General features: G+C 67.2%; 16 protein-coding genes, 1 tRNA gene and 1 other RNA gene. 7 read left to right on the top strand and 11 right to left on the bottom strand.

Features of this window, described 5'->3' with window-relative positions:
- Positions 1 to 82: 82 nt before the first annotated feature.
- Both P2PM1_RS00430 and P2PM1_RS00425 read left to right on the top strand, forming a co-directional pair.
- Positions 83 to 2,518 (top strand): ATP-dependent helicase, encoded by a 2,436-nt coding sequence (locus P2PM1_RS00430; protein ID WP_186397799.1) that lies wholly within the window; start codon positions 83 to 85, stop codon positions 2,516 to 2,518.
- Between the two features lie 95 nt (positions 2,519 to 2,613).
- Complete coding sequence (locus P2PM1_RS00425) at positions 2,614 to 3,504, top strand: 50S ribosomal protein L11 methyltransferase (protein ID WP_186397798.1); 891 nt, start codon at positions 2,614 to 2,616, stop codon at positions 3,502 to 3,504.
- 82 nt (positions 3,505 to 3,586) lie between these two features.
- On the opposite strand, the gene P2PM1_RS00420 is transcribed toward P2PM1_RS00425, so the two are convergent.
- Positions 3,587 to 3,811: a hypothetical protein gene (locus P2PM1_RS00420; protein ID WP_186386235.1), complete on the bottom strand. Its 225-nt coding sequence runs from the start codon at positions 3,809 to 3,811 to the stop codon at positions 3,587 to 3,589.
- 268 nt (positions 3,812 to 4,079) lie between these two features.
- Here P2PM1_RS00420 and P2PM1_RS00415 point away from each other — a divergent pair, with 268 nt between their 5' ends.
- A complete protein-coding gene (locus P2PM1_RS00415) occupies positions 4,080 to 5,894 on the top strand; it encodes an aminopeptidase P family protein (RefSeq protein ID WP_186397797.1) in 1,815 nt (604 codons plus the stop codon).
- Positions 5,895 to 5,927: 33 nt separating this feature from the next.
- Here P2PM1_RS00415 and P2PM1_RS00410 read toward each other — a convergent pair whose 3' ends face one another.
- Both P2PM1_RS00410 and P2PM1_RS00405 read right to left on the bottom strand, forming a co-directional pair.
- On the bottom strand, positions 5,928 to 7,571 hold the full coding sequence (locus P2PM1_RS00410; RefSeq protein ID WP_186397796.1) for a chloride channel protein: 1,644 nt from the start codon (positions 7,569 to 7,571) through the stop codon (positions 5,928 to 5,930).
- 48 nt (positions 7,572 to 7,619) lie between these two features.
- The gene (locus tag P2PM1_RS00405) at positions 7,620 to 8,114 is read right to left on the bottom strand and encodes a thioesterase family protein (RefSeq protein ID WP_186397795.1); all 495 of its coding nucleotides are present in this window, start codon (positions 8,112 to 8,114) and stop codon (positions 7,620 to 7,622) included.
- A 212-nt stretch (positions 8,115 to 8,326) separates the two neighbouring features.
- Between P2PM1_RS00405 and P2PM1_RS00400 the strand changes: the two genes are divergently transcribed.
- Positions 8,327 to 9,742, top strand: a complete 1,416-nt coding sequence (locus P2PM1_RS00400) for an FAD-binding oxidoreductase (protein WP_186397794.1) — start codon at positions 8,327 to 8,329, stop codon at positions 9,740 to 9,742.
- Between the two features lie 64 nt (positions 9,743 to 9,806).
- A complete protein-coding gene (locus tag P2PM1_RS00395; protein ID WP_186397793.1) occupies positions 9,807 to 13,691 on the top strand; it encodes an AsmA family protein in 3,885 nt (1,294 codons plus the stop codon).
- A gap of 1 nt (position 13,692) precedes the next feature.
- Here the strand turns inward: P2PM1_RS00395 and P2PM1_RS00390 are convergent, their stop codons facing one another.
- The 4 genes from P2PM1_RS00390 to ssrA form a co-directional block, all read right to left on the bottom strand.
- The gene (locus tag P2PM1_RS00390; protein ID WP_186386229.1) at positions 13,693 to 13,929 is read right to left on the bottom strand and encodes a ribbon-helix-helix domain-containing protein; all 237 of its coding nucleotides are present in this window, start codon (positions 13,927 to 13,929) and stop codon (positions 13,693 to 13,695) included.
- Between the two features lie 2 nt (positions 13,930 to 13,931).
- Positions 13,932 to 14,162, bottom strand: coding sequence for a DUF4169 family protein (locus P2PM1_RS00385; RefSeq protein ID WP_371515065.1), 231 nt, complete (start codon positions 14,160 to 14,162; stop codon positions 13,932 to 13,934).
- Between the two features lie 46 nt (positions 14,163 to 14,208).
- Positions 14,209 to 14,808, bottom strand: a complete 600-nt coding sequence (locus P2PM1_RS00380; protein WP_186386227.1) for an SspB family protein — start codon at positions 14,806 to 14,808, stop codon at positions 14,209 to 14,211.
- 240 nt (positions 14,809 to 15,048) lie between these two features.
- Positions 15,049 to 15,416, bottom strand: a transfer-messenger RNA (tmRNA) gene (gene ssrA, locus P2PM1_RS00375).
- 161 nt (positions 15,417 to 15,577) lie between these two features.
- Here ssrA and P2PM1_RS00370 point away from each other — a divergent pair.
- Together P2PM1_RS00370 and P2PM1_RS00365 are read left to right on the top strand one after the other, a co-directional pair.
- Positions 15,578 to 16,084 (top strand): YHS domain-containing (seleno)protein, encoded by a 507-nt coding sequence (locus P2PM1_RS00370; RefSeq protein ID WP_244301358.1) that lies wholly within the window; start codon positions 15,578 to 15,580, stop codon positions 16,082 to 16,084.
- Positions 16,085 to 16,198: 114 nt separating this feature from the next.
- Complete coding sequence (locus tag P2PM1_RS00365) at positions 16,199 to 16,993, top strand: thymidylate synthase (RefSeq protein WP_186397792.1); 795 nt, start codon at positions 16,199 to 16,201, stop codon at positions 16,991 to 16,993.
- A 52-nt stretch (positions 16,994 to 17,045) separates the two neighbouring features.
- Here P2PM1_RS00365 and P2PM1_RS00360 read toward each other — a convergent pair whose 3' ends face one another.
- The 4 genes from P2PM1_RS00360 to P2PM1_RS00345 form a co-directional block, all read right to left on the bottom strand.
- Complete coding sequence (locus P2PM1_RS00360; protein ID WP_186386226.1) at positions 17,046 to 17,807, bottom strand: ABC transporter permease; 762 nt, start codon at positions 17,805 to 17,807, stop codon at positions 17,046 to 17,048.
- The gene (locus P2PM1_RS00355) at positions 17,804 to 18,730 is read right to left on the bottom strand and encodes an ABC transporter ATP-binding protein (RefSeq protein ID WP_186397791.1); all 927 of its coding nucleotides are present in this window, start codon (positions 18,728 to 18,730) and stop codon (positions 17,804 to 17,806) included. The genes P2PM1_RS00360 and P2PM1_RS00355 overlap by 4 nt, the downstream gene beginning before the upstream one ends.
- Before the next feature lie 358 nt (positions 18,731 to 19,088).
- Positions 19,089 to 19,466: a hypothetical protein gene (locus P2PM1_RS00350; RefSeq protein ID WP_186397790.1), complete on the bottom strand. Its 378-nt coding sequence runs from the start codon at positions 19,464 to 19,466 to the stop codon at positions 19,089 to 19,091.
- Between the two features lie 457 nt (positions 19,467 to 19,923).
- Positions 19,924 to 19,999 (bottom strand) — tRNA-Lys (locus tag P2PM1_RS00345).
- Between the last annotated feature and the right edge of the window lie 414 nt (positions 20,000 to 20,413).

Genomic DNA, 20,413 nt, shown 5'->3' with positions numbered 1-20,413 from the left:
CTTGCTATATTGGTCCAAATAGCGAACAGATTCGCGGGTACGATCCGCGAGCGAACCCATCGAGCCCGAGATCCGACAGTCGATGCCCGATTCCCAAGGCGACCGCCTTTCCGCCCTGCAGCGGAGCGCCACTCCCTCCGGCAGCGGCATTGCCGCGCGCGCGCGGGCAGCGCTCGGGCCGCGACCGCCCGAACCCGGCTCCTATCTCGACGGGCTCAACCCGGAGCAGCGCGAGGCGGTGGAGGCGCTGGACGGCCCGGTGCTGGTGCTGGCGGGGGCGGGAACCGGCAAGACCCGCGTCCTGACCACGCGCATCGGCCATATCCTGGCGACGCGGCGCGCCTTCCCAAGCCAGATCCTGGCGGTGACCTTCACCAACAAGGCCGCCCGCGAGATGAAGGAGCGGATCGAGCGGCTGATCGGCGAGAGCGCGGAAGGGATGCCGTGGCTCGGCACGTTCCACTCCATCTGCGTCAAGATCCTGCGCCGGCACGCCGAGCTGATCGGCCTGAAATCCGGGTTCTCGATCCTCGATACCGACGACCAGATCCGCCTGATCAAGCAGATCATCCAGGCCGAGGGGCTGGACGACAAGCGCTGGACGGCGCGGGCCTTCGCCAGCCAGCTCGATGGCTGGAAGAACCGCGGCCTGACGCCGGACCAGGTGCCGGAGGGCGAGGCGCGCTCCTTCGGCAACGGCAAGGGCCGGGCGCTTTACGAGCAGTATCAGGAGCGGCTGTCGATCCTCAATGCCGCCGATTTCGGCGACCTGCTGCTGCATGTCATCACGCTGTTCCGCAACAATCCGGACGTGCTGGCCGAGTATCAGGCCCGCTTCCGCTTCATGCTGGTGGACGAGTATCAGGACACCAACATCGCGCAGTACCTGTTCCTGCGGCTGCTGGCGCAGGGCAACCGCAACATCTGCTGCGTCGGCGACGACGACCAGTCGATCTATGGCTGGCGCGGGGCCGAGGTCGACAACATCCTGCGGTTCGAGCACGACTTTCCCGGTGCCAAGGTGATCCGGCTGGAGCGCAATTACCGCTCGACCAGCCATATCCTGGCCGCCGCCTCGCATCTGATCGCCCATAACGAGGGGCGCTTGGGCAAGACGCTGTTCACCGATGTCGTCGACCCGGACGGCGAGGAACTGCGCGTCAGCGTCGCCGCCGCCTGGGACTCCGAGGAAGAGGCCCGCGCCATCGGCGACGAGATCGAGGCGCTGCAATCCAAGGGGCACAGCCTCGAGAGCATGGCGATCCTGGTGCGCGCGTCGTTCCAGATGCGCGAGTTCGAGGACCGCTTCGTCACGCTCGGCGTCAACTACCGGGTGGTCGGCGGCCCCCGCTTCTACGAGCGCATGGAGATCCGCGACGCGATGGCCTATTTCCGCTGCGTGGTGCAGCCGGCCGACGATCTCGCCTTCGAGCGCATCGTCAACACGCCGAAGCGCGGTCTCGGCGAGGCCAGTTTGAAGCTGGTCCATGCCTATGCGCGGGCGAACCGCATCCCGCTCATGCAGGCGGCCTCGGACCTGTGCCAGACCGAGGAACTGAAGCCGAAGGCGCGCACGACGCTGCGCATGCTGCTCGCCGATTTCGACCGCTGGCGCGACCTGGTGCCGGCCATGTCGCATACGGAGCTGGCCGAGATCGTGCTGGACGAGAGCGGCTATACCGAGATGTGGCGCAACGACCGCTCGGCGGAGGCGCCGGGCCGGCTCGACAACCTGAAGGAGCTCGTCCGCTCGATGGACGAGTTCGAATCGCTCGCCGGCTTCCTGGAGCATGTGGCGCTGGTGATGGACCGGGACGCGGGCGGCAGCAACGAGGCGGTGTCGATCATGACGCTGCATTCGGCCAAGGGGCTGGAATTCGACACGGTGTTCCTGCCCGGCTGGGAGGAAGGGCTCTTCCCGCATCAGCGCGCGCTCGACGAGAGCGGCCGCGCCGGGCTGGAGGAAGAGCGCCGGCTCGCCTATGTCGGCATCACGCGGGCGCGGCGGCGGGCGAAGATCTGGTTCGCCTCCAACCGGCGCATCCACGGCATGTGGCAGAGCTCGATCCCCTCGCGCTTCCTCGACGAATTGCCGGCCGATCATGTCGAGGTGGTGGAGCAGTCCAGCAATTACGGCGGCTATGGCGGCGGGGGATACGGCGCCAGCCGCTTCGACACGCGCGATCCCTTCAAGTCGAGCTATTCGACGCCGGGCTGGCAGCGGGCGCAGCGTTCGCAAGCGCAGGGCGGCGCTGGTGGTGGCGGGTTCGCCGGGCGGATGGGGTCGACCAGTGGCCGGCAGTCGGGCAGGCAGTCGGGCGGGCCGCGGATGATCGAGGGCGAGCTGGTCGCCAAGTCGGTGTCCGACACGCCGTCGGCCTTCGCGATGGGCGAGCGGGTGTTCCACCTCAAGTTCGGCTATGGCGAGATCGTCGGCATCGAGGGCAACAAGCTGACCGTGCAGTTCGACAAGGCGGGCCGCAAGAAGGTGCTCGACAGTTTCGTCGAGCGGCACTGAGCGGCGCTCGTTTCGCTATCCGATGCGAATGCGATTGATGCGGCCCGCTTGCGGGCGCTATAGGGCGGGCGCCGTTTCCTGTCTCCGGAGAGATCATGTCCACCATCCGTGTCCGCATCACCGCCCTCGAGATCGAGGCGAAGCGCATCTACGAGCTGCTGTCGCGCGACTTCGAGGATGACGGCAACCCGGTGACGGTGTTCGAGGCTTCGGCGGACGGGCGCGAGTGGACGGCCGAGATCCTCCTGTTCGACATGAGCGCGAGCGAGGCCGCCGATCTGGTCAAGGACCGGCTGGGCGCGGACGCCTTCGCCGCGCCGGTCGAGGCGGTGGAACTGGAAGACATCAACTGGGTGGAGAAGAGCCTTGAAGGCCTGTCGCCGGTGCAGGCGGGCCGTTTCTTCATTCATGGCGCGCATGACCGGGCGAAGCGCCCGCTCGCCGGCATTGCCATCGAGATCGAGGCCGCGCTCGCCTTCGGCACCGGCCATCACGGGACGACCGCCGGCTGCCTGATCGAGATCGACCGGCTGCTGACCCGCCGGTCCTATGCGCGGATGCTGGATCTGGGCACGGGCACCGGCGTTCTGGCGATCGCCATGGCACGGCTGTCCCGCCGTCCGGTGCTGGCGACCGATATCGATCCGGTGGCGACCATTACCGCGCGCGCCAATGCCGTCCACAATCTTGCCGGCACGCTGGTGCGCACGGCAACGGCGGCCGGCGTCGACAGCCGCATCATCGCGGAGGCCGGTCCCTTCGATCTGGTGGTGGCGAACATCCTCGCCCGGCCCCTGATGCGCATGGCCGCCGGACTGTCGGCGCGGATGACCCGCTCGGCGACGCTGGTCCTGTCGGGCCTGCGCGAGGAGGACGGACCGCGCATCCTCTTCGCCTATGGCACGCAAGGGTTCCACCTGGTGCGCCGGCAGAATCGCGACGGCTGGCTGACGCTGACGCTGGTGCGCGGCCGTCACGAGGGCTGAAGCCGCAAGGGCATCCCCAAAAGGAACGGGCCCGGCGGAGGAACCGCCGGGCCCGTTTCTGTCCAGTCAGCGACCGCCGGTATCAGAACGCGGAGGTCAGCGAGCTGTTGCGCTCCAAATCGGCCCGGTCGTAACCGTAGGCGGCGAGCGTGGCGTCGTCGAGCGACAGAAGGTAGCCGTTGACATAGCGGCGAGCCTGACGCTCACGGGCGGCGATCATCGAGTCGAGCGCCTTGCGGAACACGCTCTTGGAAGAGCTGCGCGATACGCCCGAGATGGCGGTGGTGGTCGTGGTGGCAATGGCCATGATCTTAAGTCTCCAGTTCGAGGTCTCTGTCTAGAGCTTCCTCCCTCAAACTCTCAAGACAGAGTATGGGGATCGCCGGCGCATGAGAAAAGGTCGATAAGTGCATGGCTGCGCTGCGATTGCTGCATGTGCGAATGCATGATTTTGCAATGCGGTGCAGCACATGCCGAATTCCGTGGCGCTCCGGTGCCCGCCGGGTGTGCAAAAGCCGCCGCGATCCCTCTTCAATGCCCTTTCGCGACGGCTGCATTGGCGCTAGCGTCGTCGTATGTTCCAGTCCTTCGACAATGTCATCGACCCGTCCGTCGGTTCCGCGCGTTGCGCGGCGCTGCGGCGCGAGCTGGCCCGCAGGGGCCTCGACGGTTTCCTCATTCCGCGCGCCGACGCGCATCAGGGCGAATATGTGCCGCCCAGCGACGCGCGGCTTTTCTGGCTGACCGGCTTTGCCGGGTCCGCCGGCATGGCGGTGGTGCTGGCGGATGCGGCGGCGATCTTCGTCGACGGGCGCTACACGATCCAGGTGCGCGAGCAGGTCGACACCAGCGTGTTCCGGCCGATGCACCTGATCGAGACGCCGCCGTCCGAGTGGCTGGCCGAGACGCTGCAGCCGGGCCAGAAGCTCGGTTACGATCCGATGCTGCATACGGTGAGCGGCGTGAAGCGCCTGGCCGAGGCCTGTGCCAGGGCCGGGGCGGAGCTTGTGCCGGTGGATGGCAATCCGCTCGATGCGGTGTGGGAGGACCGGCCGCAGCCGCCGCTCGGCCAGGTCCGCGTGCACGGGCAGGAGTTTGCCGGCGAGGCGGCTGAGGAGAAGATCGCGCGCATGGCCGCCGAGGTGCGCCGCGCCGGCGGCGATGCCTTCGTCCTGACCCAGCCCGATTCCATCGCCTGGCTCTTCAACATCCGCGGCAGCGACGTGTCGCATACGCCGCTGCCGCTGTCCTTCGCCATCCTGCCGCGCGAGGGGCGCCCGCAGATCTTCATCGATGGGCGCAAGCTCACCAATGCCTCGCGCGACCATCTGGAGGCGCTGGCCGATATTGCGGGGCCGGACGGGCTGACGGGTGCGCTGAGCGCCCTGGGAGCTGCGGGCGCGACGGTGCTGGTCGATCCCGACTGGGCGGGCGATGCGCTGGCAAGCGCGGTGCTTGCCGCCGGCGGCAAGGTGAAGCACGGCGCCGACCCGGTGACCAAGGCCAAGGCGGTGAAGAATGCGGCGGAGATCGCCGGGGCGCGGGCCGCGCATCTGCGCGACGGGGCGGCGTTCGCCCGGTTCCTGTGCTGGCTCGACGGGGCGGCCGCCGCCGGCGGGCTCGACGAGATCGCGGTCGCCGAGCGGCTGGAGGCCTTCCGGGCCGAGACCGGCAAGCTGAAGGAGATTTCCTTCGACAGCATTTCCGCAGCCGGCCCAAACGCTGCGATCTGCCACTATCATGTCGACCGGAGCAGCAACCTGCCGATCCCGGCGGACAGCCTGTTCCTGATCGATTCGGGTGCCCAATATGAAGACGGCACCACCGACATCACCCGCACCATCGCCGTCGGCGAGGTGCCGCAGGAGCACAAGCGCCACTTCACGCTGGTGCTGAAGGGGCATATCGCCATTGCCACGGCGCGCTTTCCCATCGGCACCAGCGGGGCGCAGATCGACGCGCTCGCCCGTATCGCCCTGTGGAAGGCCGGGCTCGACTTCGATCACGGCACGGGGCATGGCGTCGGCTCCTATCTCTCCGTGCATGAGGGGCCGCAGCGCATCGCCAAGACCGGCCACGCGCCGCTGGAGCCGGGCATGATCGTCTCCAACGAGCCGGGCTACTATCGCGACGGCAGCCACGGCATCCGCATCGAGAACCTGGAACTGGTGACGCCGGCGACGGCCATCGAAGGCGGCGAGCGGCCGATGCTCGGCTTCGAGACGCTGACGCTGGCGCCGATCGACCGGCGGGCGGTGGTTGTGGAGATGCTGAGCGCCGAGGAGCGGGCCTGGGTCGACGCCTATCACGCGCGCGTCCTGGGCGAGATCGGGCCGCTCGTCGACACGGCGACGCGGGCCTGGCTGGAGCGGGCGACGGCGCCGTTATAAAGGGGGCCGCTGAAACGGGTGTGGGAGCGCCGCTCAGCGGTGCTCCTCGACCTGGTTGCTGATCAGTTCGGCATTGAAGAAGCGCAGCGCCCGCACATGGCTGGCATGGCCGACGACTTTCGTCGGATCGGCCCGGTCGACCACCGGCAGCCGGCTTGCGCCGCTGTCGTCGAAGAGCTGCAGCGCGGTTTCCAGCGTGTCGTCGAGCGCCAGGCTGGGGCCGTCCGTCTGCGGGTCGTGGGTTTGCGGCTCGGCGTCCCGCGGCAGCCGCTCGACGAAGTCGGAGACCTGGACGATGCGCACCACCCAGCGATGCGCGCCCTCGTGGAGCATCACGCCGCGCATTTCCAACTGCCAGTGGAAGAAGGAGCGCCCGTGTACCGCCTGTGTCAGGCCGGTGGCGATGGACACGGCGATCAGCAGCGCGATGGACAGCGCATAGCCGCCGGTCAGCTCGAACACGATCATCGTGGTTGAAAACGGCGCGCCGAGAACGGCGGCGGCAACGGCGCCCATGCCGAGGATGGCATAGAGCCCATGCGAGGAGGCGAGCTCGGGGAACGCCGCCGCCGCGATGAGGCCGAAGGCCCCGCCCGTCATCACCCCGAGATAGAGCGCTGGCGAGAAGATGCCGCCGCCGAACCGCGAGGCGAGGGTGATCGAGGTCGCCGCCGTCTTGGTGACGAGCAGCGCCAGCATGGTGAGGAGCGGCAGTTCCTGGCGCAGCGCAAGGTCTGTCGCCTCGTAGCCGACACCGAGCACGCCGGGGAAGACGATGCCGATGGCGCCCACCGCCAGCCCGCCGATCACCGGGCGCAGCCACAGCGGCATGGCGATGTTGCGCGCCACCCAGTCGGTGCCGATCAGCGAGAACTGGAAGATCACCGCCACGGCGGCGCAGGTCAGGCCGAGCAGGGCGAAGGCCGGCATCTCCAGCATCGAGGTGATCTGGTATTCGGGGATCGAGAAGGCGGCGACATCGCCGAACCACAGGCGCGACATCAGCGTGCCGAGCACCGAGGCGATGACGATCGGCACGAAGGCGGACATGGCATAATGGCCGAGAATGACCTCGTGGGCGAAGAGCACGCCGGCGATCGGCGCGTTGAACGAGGCGGAAACCGCGCTGGCGACGCCGCAGGCCAGCAGGATGCGGCGGGCCGCGTCGGGCAGGCGGAAGGTCTGGCAGAGCGCGGTGCCGATGGTGGCGCCGAGATGCACCACAGGCCCTTCGCGGCCGGCGCTGGCGCCGCAGCCGAGAGAGACGGAGGTCAGGAACGCCGAGGAAATGCCCGGCCAGAACGGCAGGCCGCGTCCGCCCTGGGCCCGTGCCTCGATCACGTCCGGCACGCCGCCGGCGCGCTGCTTGGGCTGGATCGCCTGCAGGTAGAGGCCGACGAACAGGCCGCCGGTGGCCGGCGCCAGCAGGATCACCCACCAGGGGATGCCGGCGGCGGCGGTGATGACGGTTTCCTCCGCGGTGCCGAGCCACAGCCACTGGACGGCGCCGATGGCGACACGGAAGAGGATCGCGGCGATCGCCGTCAGCACGCCGATGACGATGGCCAGCAGCCAGACCAGCGGCAGGCGCGTTGAACGGAACAGCCGGAGGTTGGGCTTGATCCAACCGGCCGCCAGCACGGCAAGGCGTTGCAATTGCGTCAGCAGACCGGTCATCGCTCGTCCAGCCGTCCGCCGGGCCCGCAAGGGCCGAGGCGTTTCCCGTCAGCGCCTCTCGAGGGAGATCCGCCGCCCGCAGCGCTCGGGCCGGCCAAGCACCGCGTGGCTCTCCCTCATCTCCTCAAGCCGCTCCAGCACATCCTGCGGCCAGGGTATCACCTTGCGCGCCTGAAGATCGACATGCAGCGATACCTGTTCGGACGTCGCCGACAGGAACCCGTCGTCCGCATGATGGAGCTCCTGGTAGAGATGCGCGCGCTTCGCATCGAAATCAACGAGTTGCACGGTGGCGCGGACCGGATCTCCCCCGTTCAGTTCGCGCAGGTAGCACAGATGCGTCTCGGCGGTGAAGAAGGAGGCGCCGCGCTCGCGCGCATAGTCCGGCCCAAGGCCGAGATGGATGAAGGCCTCGTCCAGGGCGGTGTCGAAGAGGACATTGTAATAGGCCATGTTGAGATGGCCGTTATAGTCGAGCCACTCGCTGCGGACCGTCTGGATCGAGCCGGTGAAGGGGGCCGGCGTGCGGGTCGGCTGTGACATGGCGCTTCTGGCTCCTTGCGATCGGCCGCGGCGTTCCTGTCGCGGGCGAAGCGGGCGGAAGTCTTTGGCCGCGATTGCCGTTTTTGCTAGTGTGCGCCAAACCTAGTCTGAGATCGGCAGGAAACGCAAATCGATCGGCAGGATGCGCAAATCGCGTAAGGCGCCCACCTACGGGGCGGAGATGCCGGTGGTCGCTCGAGCGGGAGAGAGTAATGAGTCTTGCAAGCCTTCAGGCGGCGGTTCAGCGCAATGACGAGGGGATAGACCTGGCGCTGAAGATCCTGGCGCAACGGTTCGGCGACCGGTTTTCGACCTCCGCGGCGGTGCGCGAGCAGCACGGCCACACCACCACCTGGCTGCCGAATCAGGCGCCCGACGGGGTGGTCTTTGCCCGCTCGACCGAAGAGGTCGCCGATGTGGTGCAGGTCTGCGCGCAGCACAAGGTGCCGATCATTCCCTTCGGCACCGGCTCGTCGCTGGAGGGGCATGTCAACGCGCCGGCCGGCGGCATTTCCGTCGACGTGTCGCAGATGAACCGGGTGCTGCAGGTCAATGCGGAGGATCTCGACTGCGTGGTCGAGGCCGGCGTGACCCGCACCCAGCTCAACGACTATCTGCGCGACACGGGCCTGTTCTTTCCCATCGATCCGGGCGCGGATGCGAGCCTTGGCGGCATGGCGGCAACGCGCGCGTCCGGCACCAATGCGGTGCGCTACGGCACGATGAAGGACGTGGTGCTGGCGCTGACCGTGGTGACGGCGGACGGGCGTATCGTCCACACGGGCGGGCGGGCCAAGAAGACGGCGGCCGGCTACGATCTCACCCGGCTGATGGTCGGCTCGGAAGGCACGCTCGGCATCATCACCGAGGTGACGCTCCGCCTTTACGGCATCCCGGAAGCGGTGTCCGGCGGCGTCTGCCCTTTCCCGGATCTTGACTCCGCCTGCAACGCGGTGATCACCACCATCCAGTGCGGCCTGCCGGTGGCGCGGATCGAACTGCTCGACGCCAACCAGATCCGCGCCTGCAACGCCTATTCCAAGCTCGACCTGCAGGAGACGCCGACGCTGTTCGTGGAGTTCCACGGCACGGAAGCGGGCGTGCGCGAGCAAAGCGAGATCTTCGGCGAGATCGCCCGCGACAGCGGCGGGGGCGAGTTCGTCTGGGCCACTAGGGCAGAGGACCGCACGCGCCTGTGGGCGGCGCGGCACAATGCCTATTGGGCCGCGCTCGGCCTCCGGCCCGGCTGCAAGGGGGTGTCCACCGATGTCTGCGTGCCGATCTCGCGGCTGGCGGAATGCATCGGCGAGACGTACAGGGACGTCGAAGCCAACGGCCTGCTCGCGCCGCTGGTCGGTCATGTCGGCGACGGCAATTTCCACGTCCTGGTGCTGGTAGATGTCGACAATCCGCAGGAGATCGCCAAGACTGAAGCCTTCATCGAACGGCTCAACTGGCGTGCCATCGACATGGGCGGCACCTGCACCGGCGAGCATGGCGTCGGCCAGGGCAAGATGAAGTACCTTGCCCGCGAACATGGCGCGGGCCTCGACATGATGGCGGCGATCAAGAAGGCTCTCGATCCCGACAACATCCTCAATCCGGGCAAGATCGTAAGGCTGGACTGAGGCTTGCCGCGGATCGCGTGAACGGGAGACCAGGGCGCTGAATTCGATCTACATCACGATCGGCGTGGCCGTGATCGCGGTGCTGCTGGCAGCGCTGGTCGGACCGTTCCTCATCGACTGGACGGCCTATCGCACCACGTTCGAGCGCTATGGCGAGCAGTTGCTCGGTCACCGCGTCGCGGTGATGGGCGAGGCGGAGATGCGCCTGCTGCCGACGCCGACCCTGACCTTTTCGGACGTGCGGGTCGGCGAGCCGGAAGACCCGCTGCTGGCGGTGCGCCGCTTCGAGATGCGCATCGAACTGCCGCCGCTGCTGAAGGGCGAGGTGCGGATCATCGACCTGACGATGGAGCGGCCGAGCCTGCGCCTGTCGATCGACGAGCAGGGGCGGCTCGACTGGTTCACCGCCCGCTCCCGCAACGGGTTGATTTCCGAGGTCGATCCGGACCTGGTGATGCTGGAGCAGGCCTCGATCCGTGACGGCGAACTGACGGTGATCGACGCGCGAAACGGGCAGAACCACAAGATCGAGAATATCGACCTGCTGGTCACCGCCCGCTCGATGCTGGGGCCGTTCAAGCTGGACGGCATGGCGAGCCTGAACGGCCAGCGGGCAACCGTGGTGCTGGCGACCGGCCGCCGCGATCCGGCCGGCGGCTTGCGCCTGCGCGCCGGAGTGACGCCGGTTTCCGTGCCTGTCGATCTGGTGATGGACGGCACGCTGACCCTGTCGGACAGCCGCCCGGGCTATGAGGGCGCCTACACGCTCGCCTCCGTGACGCCCGCCGAGGAGGCTCGGCAGGCCTGGCGCAGCGAGGGGCGGTTCGCCCTCGACATCGCCCGGCTGGCGCTGAGCGAGGCCAGTTTCCGCTACGGCCTCGAGGAACGGCCGGTGACGCTGGAGGGCGGAGCGGAGATCACGCTCGCCGAGCCCTATCGTTTCGACGTCAAGGCGACGGCCCGGCAGATCGACCTCGATCGCATTTCCGGCCGCGGGCCGACGGATCCGCTGGCGGCGGCGGAGACGGGAGCGACGCTGCTGGCGGCACTGCGCGGGCTGCCGCACCCGCCCCTCGACGGCCATGTCGAACTGTCCGTGCCCAGCTTCCTGTCCGGCGGCGGGCTGACCCAGGACGTGTTGCTCAAGGCGGATCGCCTGGCCAGCGGCTGGCGGATTGCCGAGCTTTCGGGGCGGATGCCCGGCCGGACCGAGTTCCTCGTGCGCGGCGATCTCGGCCTGCAGCCGGAGCCGGCGTTCCGGGGCAGCTTCGCGGCCTCGGTGGCGCAGCCGGTCGCCTTTGCCGACTGGTGGCGCAAGAACGGGGCAAGCGGGATCGCAGCGATGCCCTTTGCCCTGGAAAGCCGGCTCGACGCCGCGCCGGGCCATGTCGCACTGACCGACCTGCTGTTCGAGATCGGCGAGGACAGCGGCCAGGGCGCGCTGTCCTGGTCGGCGCCGGAGGGCGGCACGCCGGTCTTCGAGGCGGATCTCGATGCCAAGCGCATCGACGGCAATCAGGTGGCCCAGCTTGCCCGTCTGTTCCTCGGCCGGGAGCAGGGACTGGCCGCCGGCATCGCCGGCACCGGCACCGAACTGGTGCTGCGCCTGTTCGCCGAACGGGTCGATTTCGGCACGCTGTCGGCCGCTGCAACGCGGCTGCGGGCGTCCTATCGCGACGACACGCTGGTGATCGACGAGGCCCAAGTCGCCGACCTGTCCGGCGCGCGCCTCGGCGCCAAGGGGCGGATCGAGCGGCTGTCGACGGCGCCGTCGGGGGCGCTGGAACTGGATGTCGACGCCGAGCGGCTCGACGGCGTCGCGGCGCTGCTGCTGGCTCTGGCGCCGGACAATCGCGCGGTGCGGAGCTTCGCCGCCCGGCCGGGAGCCTTTGCGCCGGCGGATCTGAAGCTGAGCTTCGAGGGCGAGGCGAACCGCGGCGGCGCGGCGGCCGGTACGCTGGCGAGCCTTGTGGCGCGCGGCACGATCGGCGGAACCGCAATCGATGTGAACCTTGGTCTCGATGGCCGGCTCGACGACTGGCGCGCCGCGACGGTGGATTTCGAGGCGAGCTTTGCGGCGCCGGAGGCGGGCGACCTGCTGGAGCAAGTCGGTGCGACGTTGCTGCCGGTCGGCAGTCTCGGCGAGGCGCGGGTGGAGATCGGCGCGGCGGGGATTGCCGAGGACGGACTGGAGGGGCATGCCCGGCTCTATCTTGGCGAAGCGGTGCTGAGCGGGGTCGGCACGCTTGCCCTGCCGGCGAGCGGGGATAGCCGCTATACGGCCGACCTTGCCGTGCGCGCGCCGGACCTGGTGCCCGTGGCGCTGTTGACCGGGCGGCTGCCCTCGCTCGATGCCTCGACCGCGGCCGTCGACCTGGCGGCGACGCTGGAGGGCGAGGGGGACAGGTTCACCCTGTCGGGCCTTTCCGGCGATGTCGCGGGCCTGCGGCTCGATGCGGATCTGCGCGTCGACCTGCGCCGCGCCATGGCCAGCCTCGACCCGCAGGTCAGAGGCACGATCTCCTTGTCGGAACTCGATATTTCCGAACTCAGCGACCTGCTGCTCGGCGCCGACCAACTCGCCGCCTCCACCGGGGGCACGTGGTCGGAAGCGGCCTTCGGACCGCCGGTCGTCTCGGGCGTGGATTTGTCGCTCGACGTCACGGCGCGGCGGATGGGTCTGGCGCCGCTGCCGCCGGCCAGCGATGTCGCCGCGCGGCTGTCGCTGAAGGACGATGCGCTGTCGCTCGATGTCAGCAAGGCCGGCTTTGCCGGCGGAGGATTGACGGGCGCCTACACGCTGAAGCGGTCGGGCGGGCAGGCGGGGATGACCGCCTCGCTGCATCTCGACGGGGCGCGGCTGGAGGAACTGGTCTGGCGGCGCACCGGGCGTCCGGTGGCGACGGGCGCGGCGAACATCAATCTCGATGTCGAGGGCAGCGGCCGCTCGCTCGCCGGCATCGTCTCAAGCCTTTCCGGCGGGGGGACGCTCAGCGTCGAGAACGGGGAAATCCGCGGCCTCAACCCGGACGCCTTCGCGCTGGTGATCCGCGCGGTGGACGCCGGGCTCGATCTCAACGACGCAGCGATCCGCACCGCCTTCGCCAGCCATCTCGACGCCGGCGTGCTGCCCTTCGCGGAACTGGAGGCGAGCGCCTCGATCGCCGGCGGAGTCGCGCGGATCAGCAATGCGCGGGTCGACAACCGCGAGGCACGGGTGTTCGGCAATGCCCAGATCGACCTCAAGGCCTTGAGCCTGCAGAGCGATTTCTCGCTGCGGGTCGATCCGGGCGAGGAGGCGGTGACCGGAGCGGAGGCGCAGGTGGGCCTCGTCTTCGCCGGGCCACTGGCCGAGCCGCAGCGCACCATCGACATCGCCCCCTTCACCGCCTTCCTGACCCTGCGCGCCTTCGAACAGGAGGTGCGCCGGGTGGAGGAGCTGCAGGCCGAGATCACCGAGCGCGACCGATTGATGCGGGAAATGCGGCGGCAGCGCGAGGAAAAGCGCCGGCAGGAGCGGCAGTTGCTGGACGAGGAGGCGCGCAAGGCGGACGAAGCCCGCAGGGCCGAGGAGGCGCGGAAAGCCGAAGAGGCGCGCAAGGCCGAAGAGGCTCGAAAGGCCGAGGAGGCGCGCAGGGCGAACGACGCCCGCAAGGCCGAGGAGGCGAGGAAAGCCGAGGAGGCAAGGAAAGCCGAGGCGGCCCGGAAAGCCGAGGAGGCGCGCAAGGCAGCGGAACGGGCCGCGGCCGAGCGGCGGCGGGGACAACAGGGCGGGCAGCCAGCAGCAGAGCCCACGCCGGCGGCGAGCTTCGGCGAGCGCATCCGGCGGGCATTGGACGATCCGGGAAGCACGGGAACGGCGGGCGCGGAACCGGGCAGGGGCCAGCCGATGCCGCTGCTGCCGCCGCTCGAACCCCCTGTTTTCATTGGCAGAACGCCGGACCAGTGAGTCAGGCCTTGGCCCGGCAATGGGCAAGGGCGGCAACCCGCAGGGCCGAGGACAAGGACGATGGCAGGTCGCCGCCGCCCACCGTCTCAATTTCGCGCGCATCATCGATGCGGGCGACCAGGGCAGGAAGGCTGATATTCCCGGCCTCGGCCATTTCCTCCAGCACCTCCCAGAACTCCGGCTCAAGCGCCAGACTGGTGCGGTGGCCGTGCAGGGTCAGGGAGCGCTTGGCGAGCATGGCTAGCCGCCCTCGCCATTGCCGTGATTGTCCCCGCCGGACGTGTCCGCCGGAGAGAGCTCGCGGCGATGGCCCTCGACGTGGCGCGTGGCGGCCTCGGCAAGCGTGCGATCGCGGGTTTTCTCGGCTTTGGTGCGGCCGAACAGGCTGCGGTTGGCCGCTGCCTTCTCGTCCTTGTCGCGCCGCGCGCGCGCTTTTCGCGCCTGCCTCAGATTGACGATATCCCCGCTCATCATCCGTCCTTCGCGGTCGGAGCTGCTTGCGCGGTCCGGCCGATCCTCAGGTCTTCTTGCGAAAGGCGTCGAGCGAGACCACATCGGCGCCGCCCGGCTCGCCGGACTTGTCCTCCTTGGACACCGGCTTTTCGGGTTGATCAGAATTTTGCAAATTTTTGCTGTGAACTTGCGAAACCTTGTCCAATTTCGCGTCAACCGTCGTTTTCTCGACGCTGGCGAGCGTGGCCTCCGCCCGCTCCTGTTCGCGGGCCGCCTCGACCAGTTCCTCGGGCAGTTCCTCGGCCGTCTTGCCAGGCTCGAACTCGAGCGCGAACTGGACGGACGGGTCGAAGAAGCCCTTGATGGCGGAGAAGGGGACGAACAGCTTTTCGGGGATGCCGCCGAAGGAGAGGCCGACCTCGAAGGCGTGCTCGCCGATGGCAAGGTCCCAGAACTGATGCTGCAGGACGATGGTCATCTCCTTCGGATAGCGCTCATGCAGCCGCGAGGAGATGCGCACGCCCGGAGCGGTGGTGTCGAAGGCGATATAGAAATGATGCTCGCCCGGCAGGCCGACGCGGCCGACCTCGGAGAGGATCTTGCGGACGGCACCGCGCAGGGCGTCCTGAATGACGATATCGTAGCGGATCAGGTCTTCGGCCATCGCACTTAACTGAGCGTGAGAATCTGAAAGTGTGAATCAGGTCGCGCCCAACATGGCTTGCGCAGGGGAGAATGAAAAGCGCCGATCGGTGCTTGCACCGGCCTTTTGCCCCTTGCCCCGCTTTTTTTCGCGAGGGCGAGCCGCTGGACGCCGCCATCGCCGGCCTCAAGGCGCCGCCGCTTGCCCATGCGCGAGCCAGGCGGGGCGCGGGTCAGGCGGGCCGAGGCCAGGCGGAAATCGAGTGGAGGCTTCTGTTGCCAGGTGCCTCCGGACCCCGCCTGACGGGGCTAACCGCCAGGGCTTAAAGGACTACCGGCACCGCATTACGCGGCGACAGCGTTGTCCATAGCATAGTTGTCATTTGCAACTATTGAGACGGCCCGATAACGGCGGAACCATGCCGAGCAAAAGAACGACCTTTACACCCTCGTCGATCCTATTTCGCCCCCGCCGAAACCCGCCGACCAACAGATCGTGCGGCGGGCTTGGGTGGAGGCGCCGGGTACCGCCCCCGGGTCCGATAGGCTTATTCCGAAGTCCGTTTATCGCCATAGCCGGCTTGCGCCGGCACTCCGAATATAGGGGCAGGGAGGGCGGCTGAAAAGGGGCCTGCGCCAACTCGTCTGTCCCCTTGGAAAACTTGTCGTATGCGCTGGGGCGCGCGCGCCATCGCGGGCTTGTGAGGCGACGTCATTGGCAGGGGAGCCGGCGCTTGCGCTAAAAAAGCATCTGCCCGGTCAAGGTGCGGGGCAGCGCGGAGGATAGGCAGATGACACGGAAGCGTTCGGGCGGCGTTTCGCGCCGATGTGCGATGCTGGCGGCTGCCGCCGTGCTGCTTACGGCGGGAACAGCCAGTGCCGGCTGGTTCGGGCTCGGCGGCAGCAGCGACACCGGCCCCGTCTATACCGGCTTGGTCGAGGGTGTGGCCGTGGGCGGCTACGATCCTGTCGCCTATTTCACGCAAGGCCGCCCGGTGAAGGGCAGGGCCGAGATCGCGGCTGAGTATCGCGGCGCGACATGGCGCTTTGCCAGCGCGGCAAACCGCGAGACGTTCCTGGCCGAGCCGGAGAAATATGCTCCCGCCTATGGCGGCTACTGCGCCTGGGCGATCGCGCAGGGCAAGCTCTCCAAGGGCGACCCGAACAACTGGGACATCGTCGACGGCCGGCTCTACCTCAACTACAACGGCAACATCCAGGCGCGCTGGCGCAAGGACGCGGCCGGGTTCATCGGCAAGGCCGAGACCCATTGGCCGGGGCTCACCGCCGGGAACTGAACCCTGCCGACGCGCCGGCCGGTGGATTGCAGGGACGGGGGCGCCGGTGCGCTTGCCCTCGGCTTGCGCCCGGGCGACGATGGCGCGGAACAGAATCGGCAGGCGGACGGCAGCGTGCGGAACTATCACGAGCTGATGCAGCGCATCCTCGACGAGGGCGTGAAGAAGACCGACCGGACCGGCACGGGAACCCTCTCCGTGTTCGGCCACCAGATGCGCTTCGACCTTGCCGACGGCTTCCCGATGGTGACGACCAAGAAGCTGCACCTGAAGTCGATCATCCACGAATTGCTGTGGTTCCTGGCCGGCGACACCAATATCCGCTACCTCAACGACCACGGCGTGCGGATCTGGGACGAATGGGCCGACGAGACCGGTGATCTCGGCCCGGTCTATGGCTATCAGTGGCGCTCCTGGCCGGCGCCGGACGGCTCGTCCATCGACCAGATCGCCAAGCTGCTGGAGCAGATCCGCAAGACGCCGGACAGCCGCCGGCTGATCGTCTCGGCCTGGAACCCGGCGCTGGTCGACGAGATGGCGCTGCCGCCCTGCCACGCCTTCTTCCAGTTCTATGTCGCCGAGGGGCGGCTGTCCTGCCAGCTCTATCAGCGCTCGGCCGATGTCTTCCTCGGCGTGCCGTTCAACATCGCCTCCTATGCGCTGCTGACGATGATGGTGGCCAAGGTGACGGGCTACGCGCCGGGCGAGTTCATCCACACGTTCGGCGATGCGCATCTCTACCTGAACCACCTGGAGCAGGCGAAGGAGCAACTGTCGCGCGCGCCAAGGCCGCTGCCGCAGATGAAGATCAACGAGGCGGTGACCGATCTCTTCGCCTTCCGCTACGAGGACTTCGAGCTCACCGGCTACGACCCGCACCCGCATATCAAGGCGGCGGTCGCCGTCTGAGCGCAAGGCGCCGACGGGCGGGCCGCCTTGCGGCCCGCACCACTTTCGAAGGTCAGGACTTCAGCCGGTAACCGGTGCGGAAGATCCACCAGATCACCGCAAGGCAGAGCCCGAGGAACAGTAGCGTCATGGCGAGGCTGACGCCGACGCCGACATCGGCCTGTCCGTAGAAGCTCCAGCGGAAGCCGCTGATCAGATAGACCACCGGGTTGAACAGCGTCACCTTCTGCCAGAAGGGCGGCAGCATCGAGATCGAGTAGAAGCTGCCGCCGAGAAAGGCGAGCGGCGTGATGATCAGCATCGGCACGAATTGCAGCTTCTCGAAATTGTCCGCCCAGATGCCGATGATGAAGCCGAGCAGCGAAAAGGTGACCGCCGTCAGCAGCAGGAACAGCAGCATCCAGCCCGGATGCTGGATCTCCAGCGGCACGAAGAGCGCGGCCGTCGCCAGGATGATCAATCCGACGATGATCGCCTTCGTCGCCGCCGCCCCGACATAGGCGATGACGATCTCCAGATAGGAGACCGGGGCGGAGAGCACCTCGTAGATCGTGCCGGTGAAGCGCGGGAAATAGATGCCGAACGAGGCGTTCGACACGCTCTGGGTCAGCAGCGACAGCATGATCAGGCCGGGCACGATGAAGGCGCCGTAGCTGACGCCGTCGACCTCGGCGATGCGCGAGCCGATGGCCGCGCCGAAGACGACGAAATAGAGCGAGGTGGAGATGACCGGGGAGACGATGCTCTGGAACAGGGTGCGGCCGGTGCGGGCCATCTCGAACCTGTAGATCGCCTTGATGGCATGGATATTCATGACGGCGTCCTCACCAGGTTGACGAAGATCTCCTCCAGCGAACTCTGCCGGGTCTGCAGGTCGCGGAAGCGGATGCCGGCGGCGTTGAGGTCCTGCAGCAGGGTGGTGATGCCGGTGCGCTCGCCCGTCGTGTCGTAGGTGTAGATCAGCTCCTCTCCATCGTCGGAGAGTTCGAGATTGTGCGCCGAAAGCCCGTCCGGCACGGCGGCGAGAGGGACGGCGAGGTGCAGGGCCAGTTGCTTGCGGCCGAGCTTGCGCATCAGTTCGGCCTTTTCCTCGACAAGGACGATCTCGCCCTTGTTGATGACGCCGACCCGGTCGGCCATCTCCTCCGCCTCCTCGATGTAATGGGTGGTGAGGATGATGGTGACGCCGGTGTCGCGCAATTCGCGGATCACCCGCCACATGTCGCGGCGCAGCTCCACATCGACGCCGGCGGTCGGCTCGTCGAGGAACAGCACGCGCGGCTCGTGGGCGAGCGCCTTGGCGATCAGCACGCGGCGCTTCATGCCGCCCGACAGGGTGACGAGCTTGCTGTCCTTCTTGTCCCACAAGGAGAGGTCGCGCAGCACCTTTTCCACGATCTCCGGGGCCTTGGGCTTGCCGAACAGGCCGCGGCTGAAGGAGACGGTCGCCCAGACCGACTCGAAGGCGTCGGTGGTGAGCTCCTGCGGCACCAGGCCGATCAGGGAGCGGGCGGCGCGGTAGTCGCGGACGATGTCGTTGCCATCCACCGTGACGGTGCCCGACGAGGCATTGACGATGCCGCAGACGATGCTGATGAGCGTCGTCTTGCCGGCGCCGTTGGGGCCGAGAAGGGCAAAGATCTCGCCCTTGTCGATCTCGAGCGACACGGTTTTCAGCGCCTGAAAGCCGGTGTCATAGGTTTTCGACAGATCGGAAATGGAAAGGATGGGTGCCATGAACAGGGCCGGATGAGAGAGGGAAAGGGAACGCGCGGGGCAATGCGGGCTCGACCGGCGTTGGGGAGGCCGTCTCGAACCGGGGTTGCGACCCATATAGGAACGATCGGGTGGTTCAACCAACCCGTGCGGGGAAAAAGATTGGGGCGGGGAGGCTCGCGGGGCCGCGCATCCCGATGCGCCAGGGCGCGGGCGCGGATCGGCTGACGGAGTAAACTGCTACGCTTCACCTTGTCTTGCAGATGGCTTCTGCATCGGAGAGGCCAGCCCTATCGAGGATATGGAACCGAGAATAGCCTATAGCAGACCGAAATTCCTCGACGACCTGCGGGACGTACGACCGAGCCTCGTTGCGGAGCTACACGTGATTTAGGACTTCGCGCATGAGGCGCAGTTCATGCAGCTCCAACGCACAGACTTCGCCACGAAGGCGCAATGGGAATTCAACACCTTGTAATGCCATTTGATTGAACCAATCCCGCCGCATGTCAACGCCAGTTCTATGGATGGCGACTTCGAAACTATGAAATGCTTGCGATATCATTTCCAGTTCATCATAATTTAATTGGAGAAATAGAGCCTTTATGCTTGGAAAGTCGTCTTCGCCAAGATATCTGGCTAGAAGCCGCTCTCTGGCGATGCTTCCGGGCAGTGTTCTGCTTCCGCGGCGTCGGAGCACTCTGACGAAAAAAACAATGATGGCAATCACACCTACCGCCGCTAGAACTTCAACCATGGCAATGACCTTGAGGGTAATTACAAACCGAGTTATTTTTTAAGCCAACTACGCATCAATGTGGAGTCGGGTTTGGTCGCTGGTAGACGACAAAGCAAAATAAATGTGTCTTTCCGATTCGACCTTTGTCGCCGATCTCTATGTTAGCGCGTTCCCCGATCAGCCCCTATGACGGGTGCCGTGTCCTGCGATAGTGATGAATGTTTGAGCTAGCGCGCCATCGTCGCAATGCCATACCTAGCGGCCGATGTCAGCCTCTCCCGCTCGGGACCAATTTCCCAGCAGACTGTGTCAGAGGGGCGGTGAGACGGAAATCGGCTTGTGAGAACGGGAGGGGAACCCATGCGACCGTGCGACGTCGCACGCTGGTCGCACGAACGGCAATGTTCACCGCCCGTTCACGGCGCAAATCTTGCGCCTTCCGGCGAATTTTCCAGCGATTTCAGAGAGAAGGAAGTGGTGGGTGCACGGGGATTCGAACCCAGGACCGGCTGATTAAGAGTCAGCTGCTCTACCAACTGAGCTATACACCCACAAGCCTTGCGGCCGTTCGGGACTGCCCTGCATGCGATCCTGATGATCAGGCTTTGCTGCAACAGCATCCCGCAGCGGAAAGCGTGTGTCGCCGACCGCTGTGAGACGGGTGTATACAGAGGCTTGCCGGGAGATGCAAGTTTCTTTTCGGCGGTCGTGGAACTGGCCGTTGAAACGGGGTGCGGACGCGGCCTTTGGCGCGCAAAACCGCGGCTTTGCCCCTGGGGATATCTTTTGCCCAGAGAGGGCGGGGGGCGAACCTGGGCGCAGGCCGGAGGAACGGGGAGGGCGCGCCGACCTCGCGCGGGGCGATCGGCGGGCGCGCGGGGCGCTGGCAAGATTCGGCAAGTCCGCAGGATGCTTTGCGAAATTTCCGGATAATGCGCTTGACCGGGCCAGACGCTGCGTCTAGT

The organism is Stappia sp. P2PMeth1 (assembly GCF_900185735.1).
Lineage (GTDB): Bacteria > Pseudomonadota > Alphaproteobacteria > Rhizobiales > Stappiaceae > Stappia.
This window is presented reverse-complemented; position numbering and strand designations above follow the sequence as displayed.

What these genes read in the sequence shown, in the direction of transcription:
- P2PM1_RS00430 (WP_186397799.1), top strand. Translation starts at nt 83, where the DNA reads ATGCCCGATTCCCAAGGCGACCGCCTTTCCGCCCTGCAGCGGAGCGCC.
- P2PM1_RS00425 (WP_186397798.1), top strand. Translation starts at nt 2,614, where the DNA reads ATGTCCACCATCCGTGTCCGCATCACCGCCCTCGAGATCGAGGCGAAG.
- P2PM1_RS00420 (WP_186386235.1), bottom strand. Translation starts at nt 3,811, where the DNA reads ATGGCCATTGCCACCACGACCACCACCGCCATCTCGGGCGTATCGCGC.
- P2PM1_RS00415 (WP_186397797.1), top strand. Translation starts at nt 4,080, where the DNA reads ATGTTCCAGTCCTTCGACAATGTCATCGACCCGTCCGTCGGTTCCGCG.
- P2PM1_RS00410 (WP_186397796.1), bottom strand. Translation starts at nt 7,571, where the DNA reads ATGACCGGTCTGCTGACGCAATTGCAACGCCTTGCCGTGCTGGCGGCC.
- P2PM1_RS00405 (WP_186397795.1), bottom strand. Translation starts at nt 8,114, where the DNA reads ATGTCACAGCCGACCCGCACGCCGGCCCCCTTCACCGGCTCGATCCAG.
- P2PM1_RS00400 (WP_186397794.1), top strand. Translation starts at nt 8,327, where the DNA reads ATGAGTCTTGCAAGCCTTCAGGCGGCGGTTCAGCGCAATGACGAGGGG.
- P2PM1_RS00390 (WP_186386229.1), bottom strand. Translation starts at nt 13,929, where the DNA reads ATGCTCGCCAAGCGCTCCCTGACCCTGCACGGCCACCGCACCAGTCTG.
- P2PM1_RS00385 (WP_371515065.1), bottom strand. Translation starts at nt 14,162, where the DNA reads ATGAGCGGGGATATCGTCAATCTGAGGCAGGCGCGAAAAGCGCGCGCG.
- P2PM1_RS00380 (WP_186386227.1), bottom strand. Translation starts at nt 14,808, where the DNA reads ATGGCCGAAGACCTGATCCGCTACGATATCGTCATTCAGGACGCCCTG.
- P2PM1_RS00370 (WP_244301358.1), top strand. Translation starts at nt 15,578, where the DNA reads ATGACACGGAAGCGTTCGGGCGGCGTTTCGCGCCGATGTGCGATGCTG.
- P2PM1_RS00360 (WP_186386226.1), bottom strand. Translation starts at nt 17,807, where the DNA reads ATGAATATCCATGCCATCAAGGCGATCTACAGGTTCGAGATGGCCCGC.
- P2PM1_RS00355 (WP_186397791.1), bottom strand. Translation starts at nt 18,730, where the DNA reads ATGGCACCCATCCTTTCCATTTCCGATCTGTCGAAAACCTATGACACC.
- P2PM1_RS00350 (WP_186397790.1), bottom strand. Translation starts at nt 19,466, where the DNA reads ATGGTTGAAGTTCTAGCGGCGGTAGGTGTGATTGCCATCATTGTTTTT.